The sequence below is a fragment of the Paeniglutamicibacter sp. ZC-3 genome (genome assembly GCF_025847175.2).
Lineage (GTDB): Bacteria > Actinomycetota > Actinomycetes > Actinomycetales > Micrococcaceae > Paeniglutamicibacter > Paeniglutamicibacter sulfureus.
The window spans coordinates 164,015-180,864 of record NZ_JAOYTG010000006.1 but is presented as its reverse complement, the minus strand read 5'-3'; the positions used below and the strand labels follow the sequence as shown (position 1 = coordinate 180,864).

The following is a 16,850-nucleotide window of genomic DNA, read 5'->3' as shown; positions in this document are numbered from 1 at the left end:
GCATGAAAGAATCCCGCGGTACAAAAACCGCGTTTGCAATAGCGGCCGGAATCGTTCGACCGATCATGAACCTCATGATCGGAAGAACGTGGCAGGACTTCGACAAGCTGCCCAGCGGCGGGTTCATCCTGTGTCCCAACCACGTGACGGAAATTGATCCCTTGGTTGTCGGCCACGCTATCTACAGCAGCAAGCGCTACCCGCGCTACCTGGCCAAGGAATCCTTGTTCAAGGTCCCGGTGCTGGGCACCATGCTGCGCCGGACAGGACAGGTTCCCGTTGCGCGCACCTCCACCGGGGCATCGCAGTCACTCAAAACGGCCCGCGAGGTACTGGACGCCAACGGTGTCATCATTATTTACCCCGAGGGCACCTTGACCAGGGACCCTGACCTGTGGCCGATGCGCGGCCACACCGGTGCCGCCCGCCTCGCGCTGCAAACCGGCGCCCCGGTCATTCCCATGGCACATTGGGGAGCGCAGGACTTGTTTCCACGCTATGCCAAGGGAATCAAGCTCTTCCCGCGCCGCCACGTGACGGTCATAGCCGGAGACCCGGTGGACCTCGATGACCTTCGTGATGTCCCCTTGACAAGGACCGTTCTCGCGGAGGCCACCGAACGCATCATGCGCGCGTTGGCCAAGGACGTGGCGCGACTGCGCGGGCAGGATGCGCCCAATGTCCTGTGGGATCCGGCGCACCACGGCCAGGCAGCCCAGGGACGAAATTTCGAGAACGGTTCGCCATCGAAGCAAACGAAGGAAAACGATTCATGAGGCCCGCTCCGAGGAAAATTGCAGTGATGGGTGCCGGCAGCTGGGGCACAACATTTGCCAAGGTCCTGGCCGACTCGGGCGCCGAGACCGGGACAGAGGTCATGGTCTGGGCACGCCGCGACGAGGTGGCAGTTGAAATCAACACCCGCCACACCAACTCGCGCTACCTGCGCGAAACGGTGTTGCCCTCCAATATCACCTCTTCATCGAAAACCGCCGAGGTCCTTGCGGGAGCCGAGTTGGTTGTCCTGGCCGTGCCGGCCCAAAGCCTGCGCGAACAACTGCATTCCTTCAAGGAACACCTGGAACCACACGCAGTCCTGATGTCCCTGATGAAGGGCCTGGAGCGGGACACCGATGCCCGCATGAGCGAAGTGATCTCGGCCGAAGTCGAAATATCGGACGAACGCATTGCCGTGCTGTCCGGACCCAACCTGGCCATGGAAATAGCCCGCAAGCAGCCCACCGCGTCGGTGGTGGCTTGCACGGATATCGACACCGCCACCTGGATCGCTTCGCTGTGCTCCACCGACTACTTCCGTCCCTACACCAACACGGACGTCATTGGCGTGGAAATCGGCGGCATTGCCAAGAACGTCATTGCCCTGGCCGTGGGAATCTGCGACGGCCTGGGCATGGGGGACAACACGAAGTCCTCGATCATCACCCGTGGCCTTGCCGAGACCACTCGTCTTGCGCTGGCACTGGGTGGAAGCTACGAAACGCTTTCAGGCCTTGCCGGCCTGGGAGACCTTGTGGCCACGTGCTCTTCCTCGCTTTCCCGCAACAACACCGCCGGTCGCCTGCTGGGCCAGGGCCTGTACCTGGATGAGGTCAATGACCGCATGTCCCAGACGGCCGAGGGCATCAAGTCGGGCAGGGCAGTCTTGGACCTGGCCACTCGCCACAATGTAGAAGTACCCATTACCGAGGCAGTAGTCATGGTTCTGGAAGGCACGCTGAGCGTGGAGAACATGGGAGCACGTCTGTTGGGGCGTCAATTAAAGTCTGAAGGTGAGCTCAAATGAGTCAAGTGAATGCACACAAGCCCCGGGTCATGCTGCTCTTCGGCGGCCGCTCCTCCGAGCACCCCGTTAGCTGCGTCACTGCTGCAGGCGTGCTCGAGGCAATTGACCGCGAAAAGTACGAGGTTGTTCCCGTGGGAATCACCCGCGACGGAGCATGGACCCTGGTGGACCAGGACGTCACCTCCTGGTCGCTGTCAAACAGCCAGAAGCCCGAAGTGACCGCCGGGTCCGAGATCCTGCGCCTGACCGGGGAGCCGGGCAGCCACGAACTTCTTGCCTCCAATGACAGCCACGCCGTGCGCAGCCTGGGCGACATCGATCTGGTGTTCCCATTGCTGCACGGTCCGTTTGGCGAGGACGGCTCATTGCAGGGAATGCTGGAAATGGTGGATGTGCCGTACGTGGGTTCGGGCATTGCCGCAAGCGCCATCGGCATGGACAAACACTTCATGAAGGTGGTCTTCGAAGCCGCCGGATTCGAAGTTGGGCCCTACGTTGTCATTCCGGACAAGCACTGGGAACGAGACCAGGCGGCATGCCTGAAATCCGTTGAAGGTCTTCAATACCCGCTCTTCGTCAAGCCAGCCCGTGCCGGCTCCTCGGTGGGCATCTCCCGCGTGGACACCCCGGACGCACTTCCGGCGGCCATCGAGGCCGCCCGCATCCACGACCCCAAGGTGATCGTGGAACAAGGCATCGTTGGGCGCGAAATCGAATGCGGCGTCCTGGAAGGCCGCGGTTCGCTGCCACCCAGGGCTTCAATGCCCGGAGAAATCGTGGTCGAAGACGCCGGACACACGTTCTACGACTTTGACGCCAAGTATGTCGACGGGGCGGCAGCCCAGCTCAGCTGCCCGGCCGAACTGGAGACCGCTGCCACGGACGAAGTGCGCCGGCTGGCAGCCGAGGCCTTTGACGCGGTGAACGCCGAAGGGCTGTCACGCGTTGACTTCTTCTACACGCCCGAGGGCAAGTGGATCATCAACGAGATCAACACCATGCCCGGGTTTACGCCCTCAAGCATGTACCCGCACATGTGGTCCAAGACCGGACTTGAGTATGCCGACCTCATTGACGAACTGATCCATTTGGGACTCAGCCGCAAGACCGGTCTGCGCTAAAAACCGGCTCGCGCATCCAGGTGGGGGTCCTTCAGCAAGCTTCGCTTCGCTGAAGGACCCCCACCTTCATCTCCACCACTTGTTTAGGGCACGTCCACGGTCTTGCTGACCGTGGTGCAAGTGCGCTGTGCGGGAATCTTCGAAGCAGCGGAAGACAGGGTGGCCAGGATGGTGCTGGACGGAATCACATTTGGGTCAAAGACCAATTCCGTGGCCGGCGTCCGGCCATAGGTGGTGAGTGTCCAGGCCTGCTCGCCCTCCTTCGCCAGCCAATCAACCCCGTTCACGCTGACGCATGGATCAGTGGACGGAGGAGGGACCGTGACCCCGCAACGAAGCACCAATTGCGCCGGGTCTCCCCAGACGGCCGTGGCCTGGCTATTGGTCTGGCGCTTCTGCTGATCCGAAATTTCCGGAGGTAGCAAGACCATCATTTCGGCACACAAGGGATTGCCCGCGTCATCCGCAGGCTGGACATTTGCGATGGGGGAGCAGCCCGAGAGCACGAACAAGCCGGCCAGGGACGCGGCGATTGCCGTGACGAATTTCACGCCGTGCACCCTTCGAGGGGATGCGTTCCTGATAAGGGACTGTGAGTTCGGGGAATCTGAGCTGGTAAAAATCAATCTGGGCACTTAAACAGCCTACCGGTCGCGCGACATGACTAGGATGTAAAGGAGTATTTGCTTGAGAGGCATAAATGACACATTTGAACGGGTCCTTCCAGGACACCGGCTACGAAGAGCCGAAAAAGAAGAAACGCACCGGATTGATGATATTGCTGGGTGCAGTATCGCTGGTGTTGATCGCGTTGCTCGTGGCCGGAGGGTACCTGTTGTCGCTGGCGCGCAGCTTCGACAGCGGGACCACGAAGTTGACGGATGCGTTCCCTGAAGAGACGTTGCGGCCGGAGAAGGCCGAAACCGCCAAGGACGCTACGAACATCCTGCTTCTTGGCAGTGACACACGCGCCACGAACCAAGGCGGCGAAGAATTTGCCGAGCTGCCGGACGGCGGCCGTTCTGACACCATGATGTTGGTGCACATTCCGGCGAATCGCGAAGGCGTCTACGTCACCTCCATCATGAGGGATACCTGGCTGGATATTCCTGGCCACGGCAAGGCGAAAATCAACGCTGCATTTGCGTTGGGTGGAGTTCCGCTGACCGTCCAGACGCTTGAGGGTTTGCTGGACACACGAATCGACCACGTTGCGTCCATTGACTTTGAAGGCTTCAAGGGCCTGACCAACGCACTCGGAGGGGTGGAGATCAACAACCCCATCGCCTTCAAGCAGAACCTCGCCAACGGTTACGCATTCCCCAAGGGGCTCCAGACACTGGACGGCGAAGAAGCCTTGGCCTTCGTTCGCGAGCGCTACGCGTTCACTGACGGTGACTACCAGCGGGTCCGAAACCAACAGCTTTTCGTCAAGGCCATCATGAGCACCATGATGTCCAAGGAAACCCTGACGGATCCGGGAAAGATATCGGCCACCGTCCAGGAGTTCGCTCCCTACGTCGCAGTGGACGAAACCCTCGATGCGATGAAAGTCGCAACGCTGGGCAGCTCCATGGCCAACGTCCGTTCCAGCGACATGACCTTCTTCACGCTTCCCAACAACGGCACCGGCCGCTCGGCGGACGGTCAGTCGATTGTCATTCCCGACATGGCCGTGGTTTCCGAATTCGCCGAGGCCCTGAAGCAAGACAACGTGGGACAATTTATAGAGGATAACGGTCTCTAAGGATCGAGTGATCACTCACACCATGAACCAAAAAATCCACGCCAATTCCAAGGCCATGTCCACGTGGCTGGAGCGTATGGTCAAGAGCCTGGGAAACCATAGCGACCGCCTCAACGCGATCAATATCTTCCCCGTTGCTGACGGGGACACCGGCAGCAACCTCTACCTCACCGCACGCAGCGCGCACGACGCGATTTCCAAGCTTGAAACGGAAAACATCGGCGAGCTTCTGACGATGGCGTCGCGCGCTGCAATGGAATCGGCACGTGGCAACTCCGGCACCTTGCTTGCCGTGTTCATGGCGGGCCTGGCCGAACCACTGTGCGGAGTGGAGCGGATAACGGCCCCAGTGCTAGCCACCGCCTTGGAACGTGGCAAGGTCAGGGCATGGTCGGCCCTCAGCGACCCGGTCTCCGGGACAATGCTCTCCGTGATGGAGGTCGTTGCCAACACCGCCCGCGCAACGCACCGCGCCAGCGAACTTGAGCCGGAGAGCAAGGCCGCACTCGTTGAGCTTCTGGATGCCTTGTGCATTGACGCGGAGAAAGCCGTGGTCGCCACGGAGAACGAACTAGGGCAATTACACGAAGCCAAGATCGTCGATGCCGGCGCCGTGGGCATGTTGATCATCCTGGACGAACTCCGTGGTGCCCTTCTGGGACAGGTCATTGACCCTGACGAATACTCCCAACTTCATGGGTATGGCATCCAGGATCCGCATATCCACCACGACGTCGTGCATGACTCGGGTGTCGAGGTTATGTGCACCATCAGCCTCGATGCCTTGGGAGCTGCAACCTTGCGGGGACAGCTGGACACCATCGGCGACTCCGTCATCATGAGCCCGGTCAACCCGACCGAGGACGGATACCGCTGGCGAGTACACGTACATGTCCCCGATGCCGAGAGTGCCATGAGCGTCATTCGAGGCATCGGGTCCCCGGTCAACATCTCAGTGACCGATCTATGCACCCATGACGGCTAGCGCAGAATTTACCAACGAAACGCCACTCGACATCGTCCTTGGCGCGGCTTCGGCACGCAAGGTGGAAACGGCGTTTGGATATTCGACTGTGGGCCAAATGCTCTCACACTTTCCGCGCCGGTACATGGAAATCGGGGAGCTCTCCAAGATTTCGGAGTTACCTGTGGGGGAGGACGTAACGATCGTTGCCGAGGTTAAATCGGTGAATCAGCGGCGCATGCATTCGCGCTCCGGTTTTCTGCTGGAGGTGCTTGTCAGCGACGCGCTCGGTCCGGAGCAGTCGACGCTTCGCATGACCTTCTTCAACGGCTATGAAGCCAAGCGGGACCTGCAGGTGGGCTCTACGGCAATGTTCAGCGGCAAGGTCACCCTCTACCGCAACCACCTGGAGCTCACCCACCCGGAGTATTCGTTGCTCGATGCGGCCGAGGAAGCGGACCCGCGGCCCATTCCCATCTACCCGGCCACCGCAAAATTTCCCAACAAGAAGATCCGCGAAGTCATGGAACTTGTCCTGGCAGGAATCGGGACCGCGGGATTCCCGGAGTTCATTCCCGATCCAGTCTTGAAATCCCATCGCATCCCCGGCCGGGTGGTGTCCTATGAACATATCCATCGGCCACAAACCGTTGCCCAAGGCTATGCGGCAAGAAAACGCTTTGCCTTTGAAGAGGCCTTCCTGCTTCAACTCGCCCTGGCCCAGCGACGTGCCCACCGCATGAAACAGCCGGCCACTTCCCGGTCAGGCACTGCCGATGGACTTTTGGCGGCTTTCGATAAGACCCTTCCGTTCACTCTCACTGACGGCCAGTTGATCGCCGGCAGGGAAATCGCCGATGACCTGGTCCGCGGACATCCCATGAACCGGCTGCTGCAAGGCGAGGTTGGTTCGGGCAAGACCCTGGTGGCCTTGCGCGCCATGCTTCAGGTCATTGACTCCGGGGGGCAGACGGCCCTCCTGGCCCCCACCGAGGTCCTCGCCCAACAGCATTACCAGTCCATCAAGAAACACCTCGGCTCGCTCGGGACCGGGGGAGAGCTTGGCTCAGACCCGCGCGCCACCCGCGTGGATCTGCTGACTGGTTCAGCAGGGGCCGCCGAGCGCAAACGAGTGCTCCTTGGCGCCGCCTCGGGGGAAACCGGCATTCTGGTGGGAACACATTCCCTGTTGTCGGACATGGTCCGTTTCGTGGACCTCGGTCTGGTGGTCGTGGACGAGCAACACCGATTCGGTGTTGAACAGCGAGATGCCCTGCGGTCAAAGGCCGACATGCCACCGCACATGCTTGTCATGACCGCAACACCGATCCCACGCACCGTGGCAATGACCGTCTTTGGAGACCTGGAAGTAAGCCTCATGAGGACATTGCCTCCAGGGCGTGCCCCCATTGCCACGCACATTGTGCCGCTTCAGTTGCCGGCGATGCAGCAGCGACTCTTTGCCCGCATGGCCGAGGAAACTGCCAAGGGACACCAGGTATACGTGGTGTGCCCCCGCATTAGCGAAAAAGCGGTAGAAGACGACTTCCTTCCGATGCCCATCGAGCCAACGCCCGATACGACGGCCAGCGACGGCGCAGCGAAACCGGCCACGATGACGGTTGAAAAGATGCTGGAATTGCTTGGATCCATGGATATCTTCGCCAACACGGAGATCAGGGCCTTGCATGGAGGCATGCCCAGCGAGGAAAAAGCGGATGCCATGATGGCCTTTGACTCGGGAAGAGCCTCCATCCTTGTTTCCACCACAGTGATCGAAGTCGGTGTCGACGTGCACAACGCCACGCTGATGGTCATTATTGATGCCGAGAACTTTGGGATATCCCAGTTACACCAGTTGCGTGGCCGTATCGGTCGTGGCGGGCTACCCGGCACATGCCTCATGACCACCTGGCTCGACGCGGAGCACCCGTCGGTGATGCGGCTGAAAGCCGTGGAATCCACCACCGACGGATTCTTGCTGGCAGAATCGGATCTCAATGAACGCCGGGAAGGCGACATCCTGGGGGCAAGCCAATCTGGTTCCAGGTCCACGCTCAAGGTCTTACGCGTGATGAAAGATGCCAAACTCATTGCCCGGGCCAGGGAAGCGGCCGAGTCAATTGTTGACGGTGACGACGGACTGCGGACGTATCCCGGCCTCCAAGCCGCGGTTGAGGAATGGGTAGACGAAGACATGCAAGCATTCCTGGAAAGGGGATAGATCCCAATGAGTCGAATCGTTGCCGGCGTCGCCGGAGGACTTCCGCTGAAGAGTGTTCCCGGGGACTCCACCCGACCCACCACCGACAGAGTCAAGGAAGCCCTGTTTTCGAGGCTCGAAAGCTATGACGTACTCGGCAGCGCCCGGGTCCTGGACCTGTATGCCGGCGCCGGATCCTTGGGCCTCGAAGCTGCCAGTCGCGGCGCGCGGTCGGTGCTGTTGGTGGAACTGGCACCCAAGGCCGTGGCGGTATGCCAAGCCAATGCAGGCCTCGTCAACAAGGCGCTGCGCAACGACGTGGTCAGCGTCCGCCGTGGCTCGGTGGACTCCGTCCTGGATTCATTTGCCCCCGTCCCAGGGGCAAACGGCGGGAAAACCTGGGACGTCGTGTTCATGGACCCGCCCTATCCACTCACGGAAGAGGAATTGGCCAAAACCTTGGAGAAGGTCGCCCTGGTCCTCGAGGACGGCGCGACCATTGTGGTGGAACGATCCTCGCGTTCGGCCGAGCCCACGTGGCCCGTGGGGCTGGAAAGATTCGCCGAAAAGAAATACGGCGAGACCCGTCTATGGTTTGCCGAACCCGTCAAGGTCGGAGCCGAATAGCACGCTTCCAGGGTGCGGCCCGGAGGCCCGCAACCGATCCACCATGGCCAGGTCGAGTCGCGACTGGGTCCCGGCCACGACCATGTTTCCCGGAAACTTTCTGGAGAAGATCTCGGTGGGGGCGCTGGCCATGACCGTGGCAAAAATTTCGGACATCGCCTTGATTTGGCTGTCCGCGAAGGTAAATGGAGGATCGTCACCGACGTTGACAAGGACCAGACCCTCGGGACACAAAAGGGAGTTCATTTCTGCGTAGAATGCCGGGACCGTCAAGTGCTCCGGCGCTCCGGCGCCACTGAAGATATCCAAGACGATGATGTCGAATTTCTCTCCCGCCAATTCATGCGTCAGCACCCGTCTGGCATCCCCAATGATCGTCCGGAGATTCCTTGGATTTTCCATGGGCAGGGCGTCGAAGACAAAATCGAGCAGTTCGCGCTCCAAGTCCACGGCGACCTGAACGCTTCCGGGTCTCTTGCGCTGGATATATCGTGCCAAGGTCAAAGCCCCGGCTCCGAGGTGCAGGACGTGCAGCGGTTTTCCAGCTTCACCGTGTTCGTCGACATGGTTTGCAAGACGTCGCAGGTACTCGTAGAAGATCTCTTCCGGATGATCCACATTCACATGTGATTGCTCGGCGCCTCCCAGCTGCAAGACCCAGGCACCGGGTACAAAGGCGTCTTCCTCGAGCGTGGCGTGGGCTCCAAGATTGCTTAGCCACCGGCTGGCACGTTTGACCACGATCAGCCACCCACCGATGCAGACAAACGGGACAAGCGGTTGGCTGCCTCGGCTAGCAACTCCGGTCTCTTGCAGAAGGCAAAACGCATCAGGCTTCTGGTGCGTTCGGCCCCCTTGGCATGGCAGAAGACAGATAACGGAATGCCGGCGACTCCGATTGCTTCAGGCATCCGACGGGCCAGATCCAGGGCATTGTCGAAACCAAGGGGGGCCACGTCGGCGACGATGAAGTAGGTGCCTTGCGGCCGGTAGACCGTCATTCCGGCCGCCTCAAGCCCCTTGGCCAGTACGTCGCTGCGTTTGCCGAGATCATTGGCAAACTCGGCAAAGAACGCGTTTTCGGACCGCAAAGCCTCCGCGACGGCCGGCTGAAAAGCAGTTCCCGAGGAGTAACTCAGGAACTGCTTGACCGTGCGGGCGGCAGACACGAGATGGGCCGGCCCAGTGGCCCATCCGACCTTCCAGCCCGTAAACGAAAAGGTCTTGCCTGCCGAGGATATGGTCAGGGTTCGCTCCCATGCGCCGGGCAGCGTGGCAATGGGCGTATGGGCGACGCCGAATGTGAGGTGTTCATAGACCTCGTCGGAGACAATGATGCAATCGTGCTTGGCCGCCAGCGAAACGATTTCCGCCAGGACATCCTTGCCGAAGACGCTGCCCGTCGGGTTGTGCGGGTTGTTGAGCACGACCATGCGCGTACGCTCATTGAACGCTGCACGTAGTTCGTTGACATCCGGCTGGAAATCCGGCGCATTCAAGGCCACGGTGCGGTGGATGCCGCCGGCCAACGCGATGTTTGCCCCGTAGGAGTCATAGAAGGGTTCGAAGGTGATGACTTCGTCCCCGGTTCCGATGAACGCGAGGATGGCCGCGGCGATGGCCTCGGTGGCACCGGTGGTCACAACCACTTCATTCTCCGGATTTACGTCCAGGCCATAGAAACGCTTCTGGTGATCCGCGATGCCCCTTCGCAACGGAAGGATTCCCGCGCCAGGCGCATACTGATTGAGGTCGCCGGAGATTCCCTGGGCGGCCACGTCCTTGAAGAATTTCGGGCCGTCGGTGTCCGGGAAGCCCTGCCCAAGGTTGATCGCCCGGTGCTTCACGGCAAGTGTGGTGATTTCCTCGAAGATGGTGACGCCGAGATCACCATTGGCGGACAGTAAATTGGCACCGGCAGCCATGCGCTGCCATGGAACATCAATTGAAGACATGGTCCATTATCCCGTGAGTCGGTGATTCGATGGCCAACGAAACGAAAAAGACACGATGAGTCATCAAGGCGAACGAAGAGGTCGACCTGAAGCTCACTTGATAGATTGCAGAGTATGCGTCGAGCCGTCTGCCCCGGGTCCTTTGACCCCATCCATAATGGTCATGTCGAGATCATTGCCCGTGCCAGCAACCTCTTTGACGAAGTCATTGTGGCTGTGTCAACGAACTACGCCAAAAAATATAGATTTGAGCCGGACGAACGACTGGAAATGGTCAGGGAAACCATTGGGGGACTACGAGGCGTCAGCGTCGAACCCATGGGCGTCGGCCTGTTGGCCGATTTCTGCAAACTGCATGGCGCAGACGCCATCGTTAAGGGTCTGCGTTCCACGGTCGACTACCAGTACGAAACCCCGATGGCTGTGATGAACCGCCATCTCACAGGGGTTGAAACCGTGTTCCTCGCGGCGGATAACCGCTATACGCACCTTTCTTCTTCCCTGCTAAAGGAAGTCCAGTCCCTCGGTGGAGATGTGGCTGACTACCTGCCGCGAACCGTACTCAAAAGATTAAGAAACGCCTCGCAGGAGCAGTAATCGGGTTCGGGATTTGTGCATTCCATGACGTAAAGTCAAAACATGACTCAAAGTAGGCGCGTAATTAAAGCCGTTATCCCTGCCGCTGGTCTGGGAACCCGATTCCTGCCAGCGACAAAGGCGATGCCCAAGGAAATGCTGCCGGTTGTCGACCAGCCCGCCATCCAATACGTAGTGGCCGAGGCATCGAAGGCCGGGCTTACGGATGTCTTGATGATCACGGGCCGCAGCAAGCGTGCGCTGGAAGACCACTTTGACCGCGTGCCGTCCATGGAAGCCACTCTCGAAGCCAAGGGAGACAGCGAAAAACTGCGTCGGGTCCAGGAAGCCACAGATCTTGGCGAAATCCACTACATTCGCCAGCGCGATCCCAAGGGCCTCGGACACGCCGTCCTTTGCGCGAAGCAGCACGTTGGCAACGAGGCATTCGCCGTTTTGCTCGGTGACGACCTGATCGATGAGCGGGATGAATTGCTTTCGATCATGATCGACGTCCAGGAAAAGACCGGTGGCTCGGTCATTGCCTTGATGGAAGTTGAACCGGAGCAGATCAGTGCGTATGGCTGCGCCGATGTCTCTACCGTTGACGGCGAAAACTACGTCAAGGTCAACGGGCTGGTGGAAAAACCTGCCGTCGAAGATGCACCTTCGAACTTGGCAGTTATTGGCCGTTACGTCCTGCACCCGAGGGTCTTCGACGTACTCGAAGAAACCAAGCCCGGTCGCGGCGATGAAATCCAGTTGACCGATGCCCTTGAAACGTTGGCTGCGGCCGATGGCCCGGGCAGCGGCGTCCACGCCGTTGTTTTCCGTGGGCGGCGCTACGACACCGGTGACAAGCTAAGTTACATCCAAGCCGTTATATCTTTGGCTTGCGAACGCGCGGACCTCGGTCCGGACCTCCTGCCGTGGCTTAAGGACTTCGTTTCAACGCGCTAGGATTTTTATATGGCAAGGCTGATTCAGCGTCTTCACAGGGTGACTGATTAGCCTTGCTTTAGTTTGTGCGAAAGTTGTCGACCGTAACATTGCCTCGAGTCGTCCGAGACTTCTCGTTCTGGTCTTATGGAGACGTTGATTGACTAAAGTAAAGAAATTCCCAGGCGAATACATACCTCGTCGCCTAGCTCGGCCCAAGAAGCGAAAGAGCCTCGTTGTGCTACTGGGCACGATAGCGCTGGTTCTTGTGGCAGCGATTGTCGCCAGTACATACGTTGCCAATCTCGCCCAGACGTTCAATACGAAGACCCGGGAAATTGGCCAAGCCTTTCCTGAGGAACAGGTTCGTCCGGTCAAGAACCCCGATGATGGATCCTTGAACTTCCTGTTGCTAGGTGTCGATCATGGGGCGGACGACACGGAGACGACCAACCTGCTTCAGGCCGGCGGAACCGACCAGCGTTCAGACTCGATAATGATGATGCACATCCCGGAGGACCGGAAAGGCGTCTACGTGATGTCGATCATGCGAGACCTCTACACGGATATTCCCGGCCATGGCACGCAGAAGGTCAATGCCGCCATGTCGCTGGGCGGTGTGCCATTGGTCGTCCAAACCGTTGAAGGGATGTTTGATACCAAGATCGACCACGTGGCCATGGTGGACTTCGACGGATTCAAGGAGCTGACGACGGCACTTGGCGGTGTCACAGTAAAAAACGACATCGAGTTCACGTCGACCGATAGCAAGAAGTATGAGTTTCCCGTCGGCAACCTCGAACTCGAAGGAGATCGGGCGTTGCGGTTCGTTCGTGAACGCAAGCCGTTTGTTGACGGCGATTATCAGCGAGTACGCAACCAGCAGAAGTTCATCAAAGCTGTTATGAACGAGATGCTGTCCAAGGACACTTTGACCAACCCGGCAACGATCTTCGAGGTTATTGACAAGGTTTCGCCATACCTCGCGCTTGACGATGGACTGGATGCGGCCACCGCCGCTGGCATTGGGTTGCAGCTGAAGGACCTCCGCCCATCGAACATAGAGATGTTCACATTGCCGACCGCAGGGCTTGGCACCTCGCCGGACGGGCAATCCATCGTTCTGCGGGACGAACAGGCCATCCTCGATATCGGTCAGTCACTTCGCACGGACGATCTTAAGACCTACCTGGACAGTGCAAATTTGGACCAGTAGCAACTGATACATAGATCACACATCGCCCTGTCGCCGGATGCAAACCGCTCATGGGGATGCGTATCTACTAGACTTCATAAGGTTCGTCAGCGACAGCAGGCGAGTAAACCGTGATCAACGAGGTAACGAGAATTATGACAGCTGCCGAATATGCGGCGCAGTACGGCCTGCACAGGGTCGGTGCTCGTCCGGACCTGGTGAGCTATCTGAAACAGGCGTGGGCCAGGCGCGATTTTGCGTTTGAACTGGCCAGAAGCCGGCTGCAAGCGACCAACCAACGAAACCGCCTGGGCATGCTGTGGGTTGTTATCAAGCCGACCATGAATGCCCTGATGTACGGTTTCATCTTCGGAATCCTGCAGGGTGGAAACAAGCCTCAGGACTTCCCGGTATTCGTCGTCATCGGTGTGTTCCTTTTCGAGTTCTTCACGGGGTCGGTGAACTCTGGCGCTAAATCCATCACCGGAAGCGCCGCTTTGGTTCAATCCTTGGCATTCCCGCGCATCACCCTCCCCATCGCTGCCGTGGTGCAGCAGTTCCTCACGTTGGTGCCGATGCTCGGAGTCATGTTCGTTTACTGCATGATCCTTGGCACCACGCCAAAGTGGAGCTGGCTCATGGTGCTTCCGTTGCTGGTGCTTTTCACGATGTTCAATACGGGCATGGCCTTGGTGTGCGCCCGATTGACGGTTCACATTCGGGACTTTACTCAGATTCTGCCGTTGATCACCAGAATCCTGTTTTACACCTCCGGCGTCTTGTTTGGTGTTGACCGTATTCTGAACGCCTTTCCCGTACTGGTCCTCATGTTCGACTTTCACCCGATCTACCAGGCGTTGCAGATTGCCCGCGGTTCGATCATGAACGGCGTGGAATACCCGTCGTTCTACTGGGTTGTTTTATCTGTCTGGGCCCTTGCTGCCCTGATTGGCGGCACCATCTATTTCTGGGCTGCGGAGGAGCGTTATGGTCGAGTTGACTAATTTTGATGATCTGATCAATCCGCGAAATCACGGCAAGTTTCAACCTCAGCCGGTCTTCGAAATTGAACCTGACAGCAGATCGGCAAACACGTCGGTCAAGCTGGACGAGACGCGGACGCCTGTGGTGATCGTGGATAATCTCCACGTCAAGTACCAGGTGTATTCCAGTGGCAAGTCGGTTGGTGCAGCTGGGGCCAAGCGGCTGCTGCAGACCTCGACGCGCGGCATTCGGGAAGTACACGCAGTCAAGGGCGTCTCGTTCGTCGCCTATGAGAACGAGTCGATTGGCGTGATCGGTTCGAATGGTTCTGGTAAGTCGACGCTGATGCGCACGATCACGGGCCTGACCAGCCCTGCGGCGGGTTCCGTCTTCGCGTCGTCCCGCCCGAATATGCTGGGTGTCGGAGCCGCGCTGATTCCGGACCTTTCGGGTGAAAAGAACATTATGCTTGGCGGCCTGGCACTTGGATACAACCGCCAGGAAATCAACGCCATGCGGGAAGACATCACCAAGTTCGCTGAGTTGGAGGAGTTCATCGACCTTCCGATGCGTACCTACAGCTCCGGCATGGCTGCGCGCCTTAAATTTGCCATCGCCGCTTCGAAGCAACATGACATCCTGATTGTCGACGAAGCCTTGGCCGTCGGCGATGCGCGGTTCCGCAAGCGCAGTGAGGCAAAAATCCGCGAGATCCGTGAAAACGCCGGCACCATCTTTCACGTCTCCCACTCGATGGGATCAATCCTGGAAACCTGCAACCGGGTGATCTGGATTGAGAAGGGCGTCCTGATGATGGACGGGGACGCGAAGACGGTTGTCGATGCGTACAAGGCCAAAAAGAAGTGACTGCTGCGCAGACCCTGGGTGTTTCCTATGTCATGCCCGTGCTCAACGAGGCCGGATATCTCCGTGACGCAGTGGCCAGTGTCCTTGGCCAGGACTACGCCGGGGACAAGGAAATTGTCTTGGCCCTTGGGCCGAGCACCGACGCCACCGACGAAGTTGCGGCCGAGCTTGCCATGGAGGACGACAGGGTCAAGCTGGTCCACAATCCCCAGGGACGCACGCCGATCGGGCTGAACCTTGCCATTAGGGCCTCGCAATATCCGATCGTGGTTCGTGTGGATGCCCACAGCGAATTGGCGCCCACCTACACCGCCCGCGGCGTGGAGACCATGTTCCGCGTCGATGCACACGATGTCGGTGGACTCATGGATGCCCGCGGGAAGAACCCCCTCCAGCGTGCCATTGCCGCTGCCTACCATTCCCCTTGGGGCCTGGGTGGCGCCGCCTACCACAGCGGTGCGCCGGAAGGCCCTGCCGAGTCTGCCTACTTGGGCATATTTCGCCGCCAGGTCTTTGACGAGGTCGGCTACTACGACGAGTCGCTGCACCGCGCCCAGGACTGGGAACTCTGCCTGCGAATCCGCCAGGCCGGCTACAAGGTGTGGTTCGACCCGGAACTCGAGACCGCGTACTACCCCCGAGATACCTACAAGGCTCTCTCTGCACAGTCCTATGCTTCGGGAGTCTGGCGCGGCGAATTGTCTCGGCGATATCCCGATGGCAAGTCGATGCGCCACGATCTGCCGCCGCTGATGCTGGTCGGATCTAGCCTGGGCGCAATTGCCTGGGTGATCGATCCCTGGCTGACTTCCGAGGCGCCAGGCGCCGTGCGGATCGCCTTGAACCTGTTGAAGCTCGCTCCGGTGGGGTATGCCGGACTTGTCGTCTTTGCGACATTGACCGGCAAGCGCACCACGACCTTCAAGGAGAAGCTTTTGATGCTCGGTGTTTTTCCATCCATCCACTTCCCGTGGGCCGTTGGCTTTGTCAAGGGCCGTGTACGCGGTGCCCAGGGAACCCTGGACAGGGGGAGGGTACAATCATGAATGAAACCATTCGGCCGAGCAACCCGACGCTCGAACAGCTGCGTGCGGTATGCCAGCCCCCGGAGGTCCGGGCACGGCGAAACGCCGAACACTGGACCGCGGAACTCTACCTGCGGCACATCTCGATCTACCTGACCGCGGTGCTGGTGCGCACGCGCATTAGCGCCAACGGCGTCACCGGACTCATGATCCTTGCGGGCTGGCTCATGTCGGCAGCCCTGCTGATCCCTGGTGTGTGGGGCCCGCTATTGGCGGTTGTCCTGTCACAGGTCCAGCTCTACTTCGATTGCAGCGACGGGGAAGTGGCACGCTGGCGCGGCACCCAGTCGCCACGCGGGATCTTCATTGACATGGTGGGACACCACACCACCGAGGCCTTGATTCCCATCGCCTTGGGCTATCGCGTGTTCCTTGAGCTCCAGACCCAGGGGGCCGATGCCGCCCAGGCGTGGCCGACACTTTTCATCTCTGCAGTGCTGTCGGTTCTCCTTGTATTGAACCGTTCCCAGAGCCTCATGGTGCATGCCGCCCGTGGGATGGCCGGACTGGGAAAGCTCCCGGATACGGCTGAGGCTCGTGCGGTCTCGCAGACCAGCTTTGTCGGGAAACTGCGTTCCGCAGCCCGCTTCCTGCCCTTTCACAAGATGCTTCATGCAGTGGAACTTAGCCTCGTTATCCTGGTCCTGTCGATTGTCTCTGCCATCGTTGGCATCCCCGGCATTGCCGAGAAATGGATGCTTTGGATCTTGTTGCCGGCAGTTGTCCTGGTGAATATCGGGCACTTTGTTTCCACCATGGCTTCATCCCGGTTGCGGTGATCCC

At 59.3% G+C, this 16,850-nt stretch carries 17 protein-coding genes; 14 read left to right on the top strand and 3 right to left on the bottom strand.

Annotated features, from left to right (window positions below; all coding sequences use genetic code 11):
* Window positions 1–2: 2 nt before the first annotated feature.
* Genes OIU93_RS09245 through OIU93_RS09235 form a run of 3 tightly spaced genes read left to right on the top strand, consistent with a single transcriptional unit; the run spans window position 3 to window position 2,925 of the window.
* Window positions 3–776: a 1-acyl-sn-glycerol-3-phosphate acyltransferase gene (locus tag OIU93_RS09245; protein ID WP_264269793.1), complete on the top strand. Its 774-nt coding sequence runs from the start codon at window positions 3–5 to the stop codon at window positions 774–776.
* Window positions 773–1,804 carry an NAD(P)H-dependent glycerol-3-phosphate dehydrogenase gene (locus tag OIU93_RS09240; RefSeq protein WP_264269792.1) on the top strand — a complete coding sequence of 344 codons (1,032 nt, stop codon included), beginning with the start codon at window positions 773–775 and terminating at the stop codon, window positions 1,802–1,804. The genes OIU93_RS09245 and OIU93_RS09240 overlap by 4 nt, the downstream gene beginning before the upstream one ends.
* On the top strand, window positions 1,801–2,925 hold the full coding sequence (locus OIU93_RS09235) for a D-alanine--D-alanine ligase family protein (RefSeq protein ID WP_264269791.1): 1,125 nt from the start codon (window positions 1,801–1,803) through the stop codon (window positions 2,923–2,925). Before OIU93_RS09240 ends, OIU93_RS09235 begins: the two co-directional genes overlap by 4 nt.
* A gap of 83 nt (window positions 2,926–3,008) precedes the next feature.
* Here OIU93_RS09235 and OIU93_RS09230 read toward each other — a convergent pair whose 3' ends face one another.
* On the bottom strand, window positions 3,009–3,476 hold the full coding sequence (locus tag OIU93_RS09230; protein WP_264269790.1) for a DUF3515 domain-containing protein: 468 nt from the start codon (window positions 3,474–3,476) through the stop codon (window positions 3,009–3,011).
* A 149-nt stretch (window positions 3,477–3,625) separates the two neighbouring features.
* Here OIU93_RS09230 and OIU93_RS09225 point away from each other — a divergent pair, with 149 nt between their 5' ends.
* The 4 genes from OIU93_RS09225 to rsmD are packed head-to-tail and all read left to right on the top strand — an operon-like array spanning window position 3,626 to window position 8,466.
* Complete coding sequence (locus tag OIU93_RS09225) at window positions 3,626–4,672, top strand: LCP family protein (protein WP_264269789.1); 1,047 nt, start codon at window positions 3,626–3,628, stop codon at window positions 4,670–4,672.
* A gap of 22 nt (window positions 4,673–4,694) precedes the next feature.
* A complete protein-coding gene (locus OIU93_RS09220) occupies window positions 4,695–5,657 on the top strand; it encodes a DAK2 domain-containing protein (RefSeq protein WP_264269788.1) in 963 nt (320 codons plus the stop codon).
* Window positions 5,647–7,860, top strand: coding sequence for an ATP-dependent DNA helicase RecG (locus OIU93_RS09215; protein ID WP_264269787.1), 2,214 nt, complete (start codon window positions 5,647–5,649; stop codon window positions 7,858–7,860). The genes OIU93_RS09220 and OIU93_RS09215 overlap by 11 nt, the downstream gene beginning before the upstream one ends.
* Window positions 7,861–7,866: 6 nt before the next feature.
* On the top strand, window positions 7,867–8,466 hold the full coding sequence (gene rsmD, locus OIU93_RS09210; protein WP_264269786.1) for a 16S rRNA (guanine(966)-N(2))-methyltransferase RsmD: 600 nt from the start codon (window positions 7,867–7,869) through the stop codon (window positions 8,464–8,466).
* Here the strand turns inward: rsmD and OIU93_RS09205 are convergent.
* Entirely contained in the window at window positions 8,428–9,207 is a 780-nt protein-coding gene (locus OIU93_RS09205) for a spermidine synthase (RefSeq protein WP_264269785.1), read from the bottom strand. The two genes, rsmD and OIU93_RS09205, sit on opposite strands and share 39 nt — an antisense overlap.
* Before the next feature lie 2 nt (window positions 9,208–9,209).
* A complete protein-coding gene (locus OIU93_RS09200; RefSeq protein WP_264269784.1) occupies window positions 9,210–10,421 on the bottom strand; it encodes an aminotransferase class I/II-fold pyridoxal phosphate-dependent enzyme in 1,212 nt (403 codons plus the stop codon).
* Window positions 10,422–10,535: 114 nt separating this feature from the next.
* On the opposite strand from OIU93_RS09200, the gene coaD reads away from it, so the two are divergent.
* From coaD to OIU93_RS09165, 7 genes are all read left to right on the top strand, one after another.
* Complete coding sequence (gene coaD / locus OIU93_RS09195; RefSeq protein WP_264269783.1) at window positions 10,536–11,018, top strand: pantetheine-phosphate adenylyltransferase; 483 nt, start codon at window positions 10,536–10,538, stop codon at window positions 11,016–11,018.
* Between the two features lie 42 nt (window positions 11,019–11,060).
* Complete coding sequence (galU, locus tag OIU93_RS09190) at window positions 11,061–11,957, top strand: UTP--glucose-1-phosphate uridylyltransferase GalU (protein ID WP_264269782.1); 897 nt, start codon at window positions 11,061–11,063, stop codon at window positions 11,955–11,957.
* Between the two features lie 139 nt (window positions 11,958–12,096).
* On the top strand, window positions 12,097–13,152 hold the full coding sequence (locus tag OIU93_RS09185; RefSeq protein WP_264269781.1) for an LCP family protein: 1,056 nt from the start codon (window positions 12,097–12,099) through the stop codon (window positions 13,150–13,152).
* Window positions 13,153–13,262: 110 nt separating this feature from the next.
* Window positions 13,263–14,135, top strand: coding sequence for an ABC transporter permease (locus tag OIU93_RS09180; RefSeq protein WP_264269780.1), 873 nt, complete (start codon window positions 13,263–13,265; stop codon window positions 14,133–14,135).
* Window positions 14,119–14,982, top strand: coding sequence for an ABC transporter ATP-binding protein (locus OIU93_RS09175; RefSeq protein ID WP_264269779.1), 864 nt, complete (start codon window positions 14,119–14,121; stop codon window positions 14,980–14,982). The genes OIU93_RS09180 and OIU93_RS09175 overlap by 17 nt, the downstream gene beginning before the upstream one ends.
* The gene (locus tag OIU93_RS09170; RefSeq protein ID WP_264269778.1) at window positions 14,979–16,028 is read left to right on the top strand and encodes a glycosyltransferase family 2 protein; all 1,050 of its coding nucleotides are present in this window, start codon (window positions 14,979–14,981) and stop codon (window positions 16,026–16,028) included. The genes OIU93_RS09175 and OIU93_RS09170 overlap by 4 nt, the downstream gene beginning before the upstream one ends.
* The gene (locus OIU93_RS09165) at window positions 16,025–16,846 is read left to right on the top strand and encodes a CDP-alcohol phosphatidyltransferase family protein (RefSeq protein ID WP_264269777.1); all 822 of its coding nucleotides are present in this window, start codon (window positions 16,025–16,027) and stop codon (window positions 16,844–16,846) included. Before OIU93_RS09170 ends, OIU93_RS09165 begins: the two co-directional genes overlap by 4 nt.
* The last annotated feature ends 4 nt before the right edge of the window (window positions 16,847–16,850 follow it).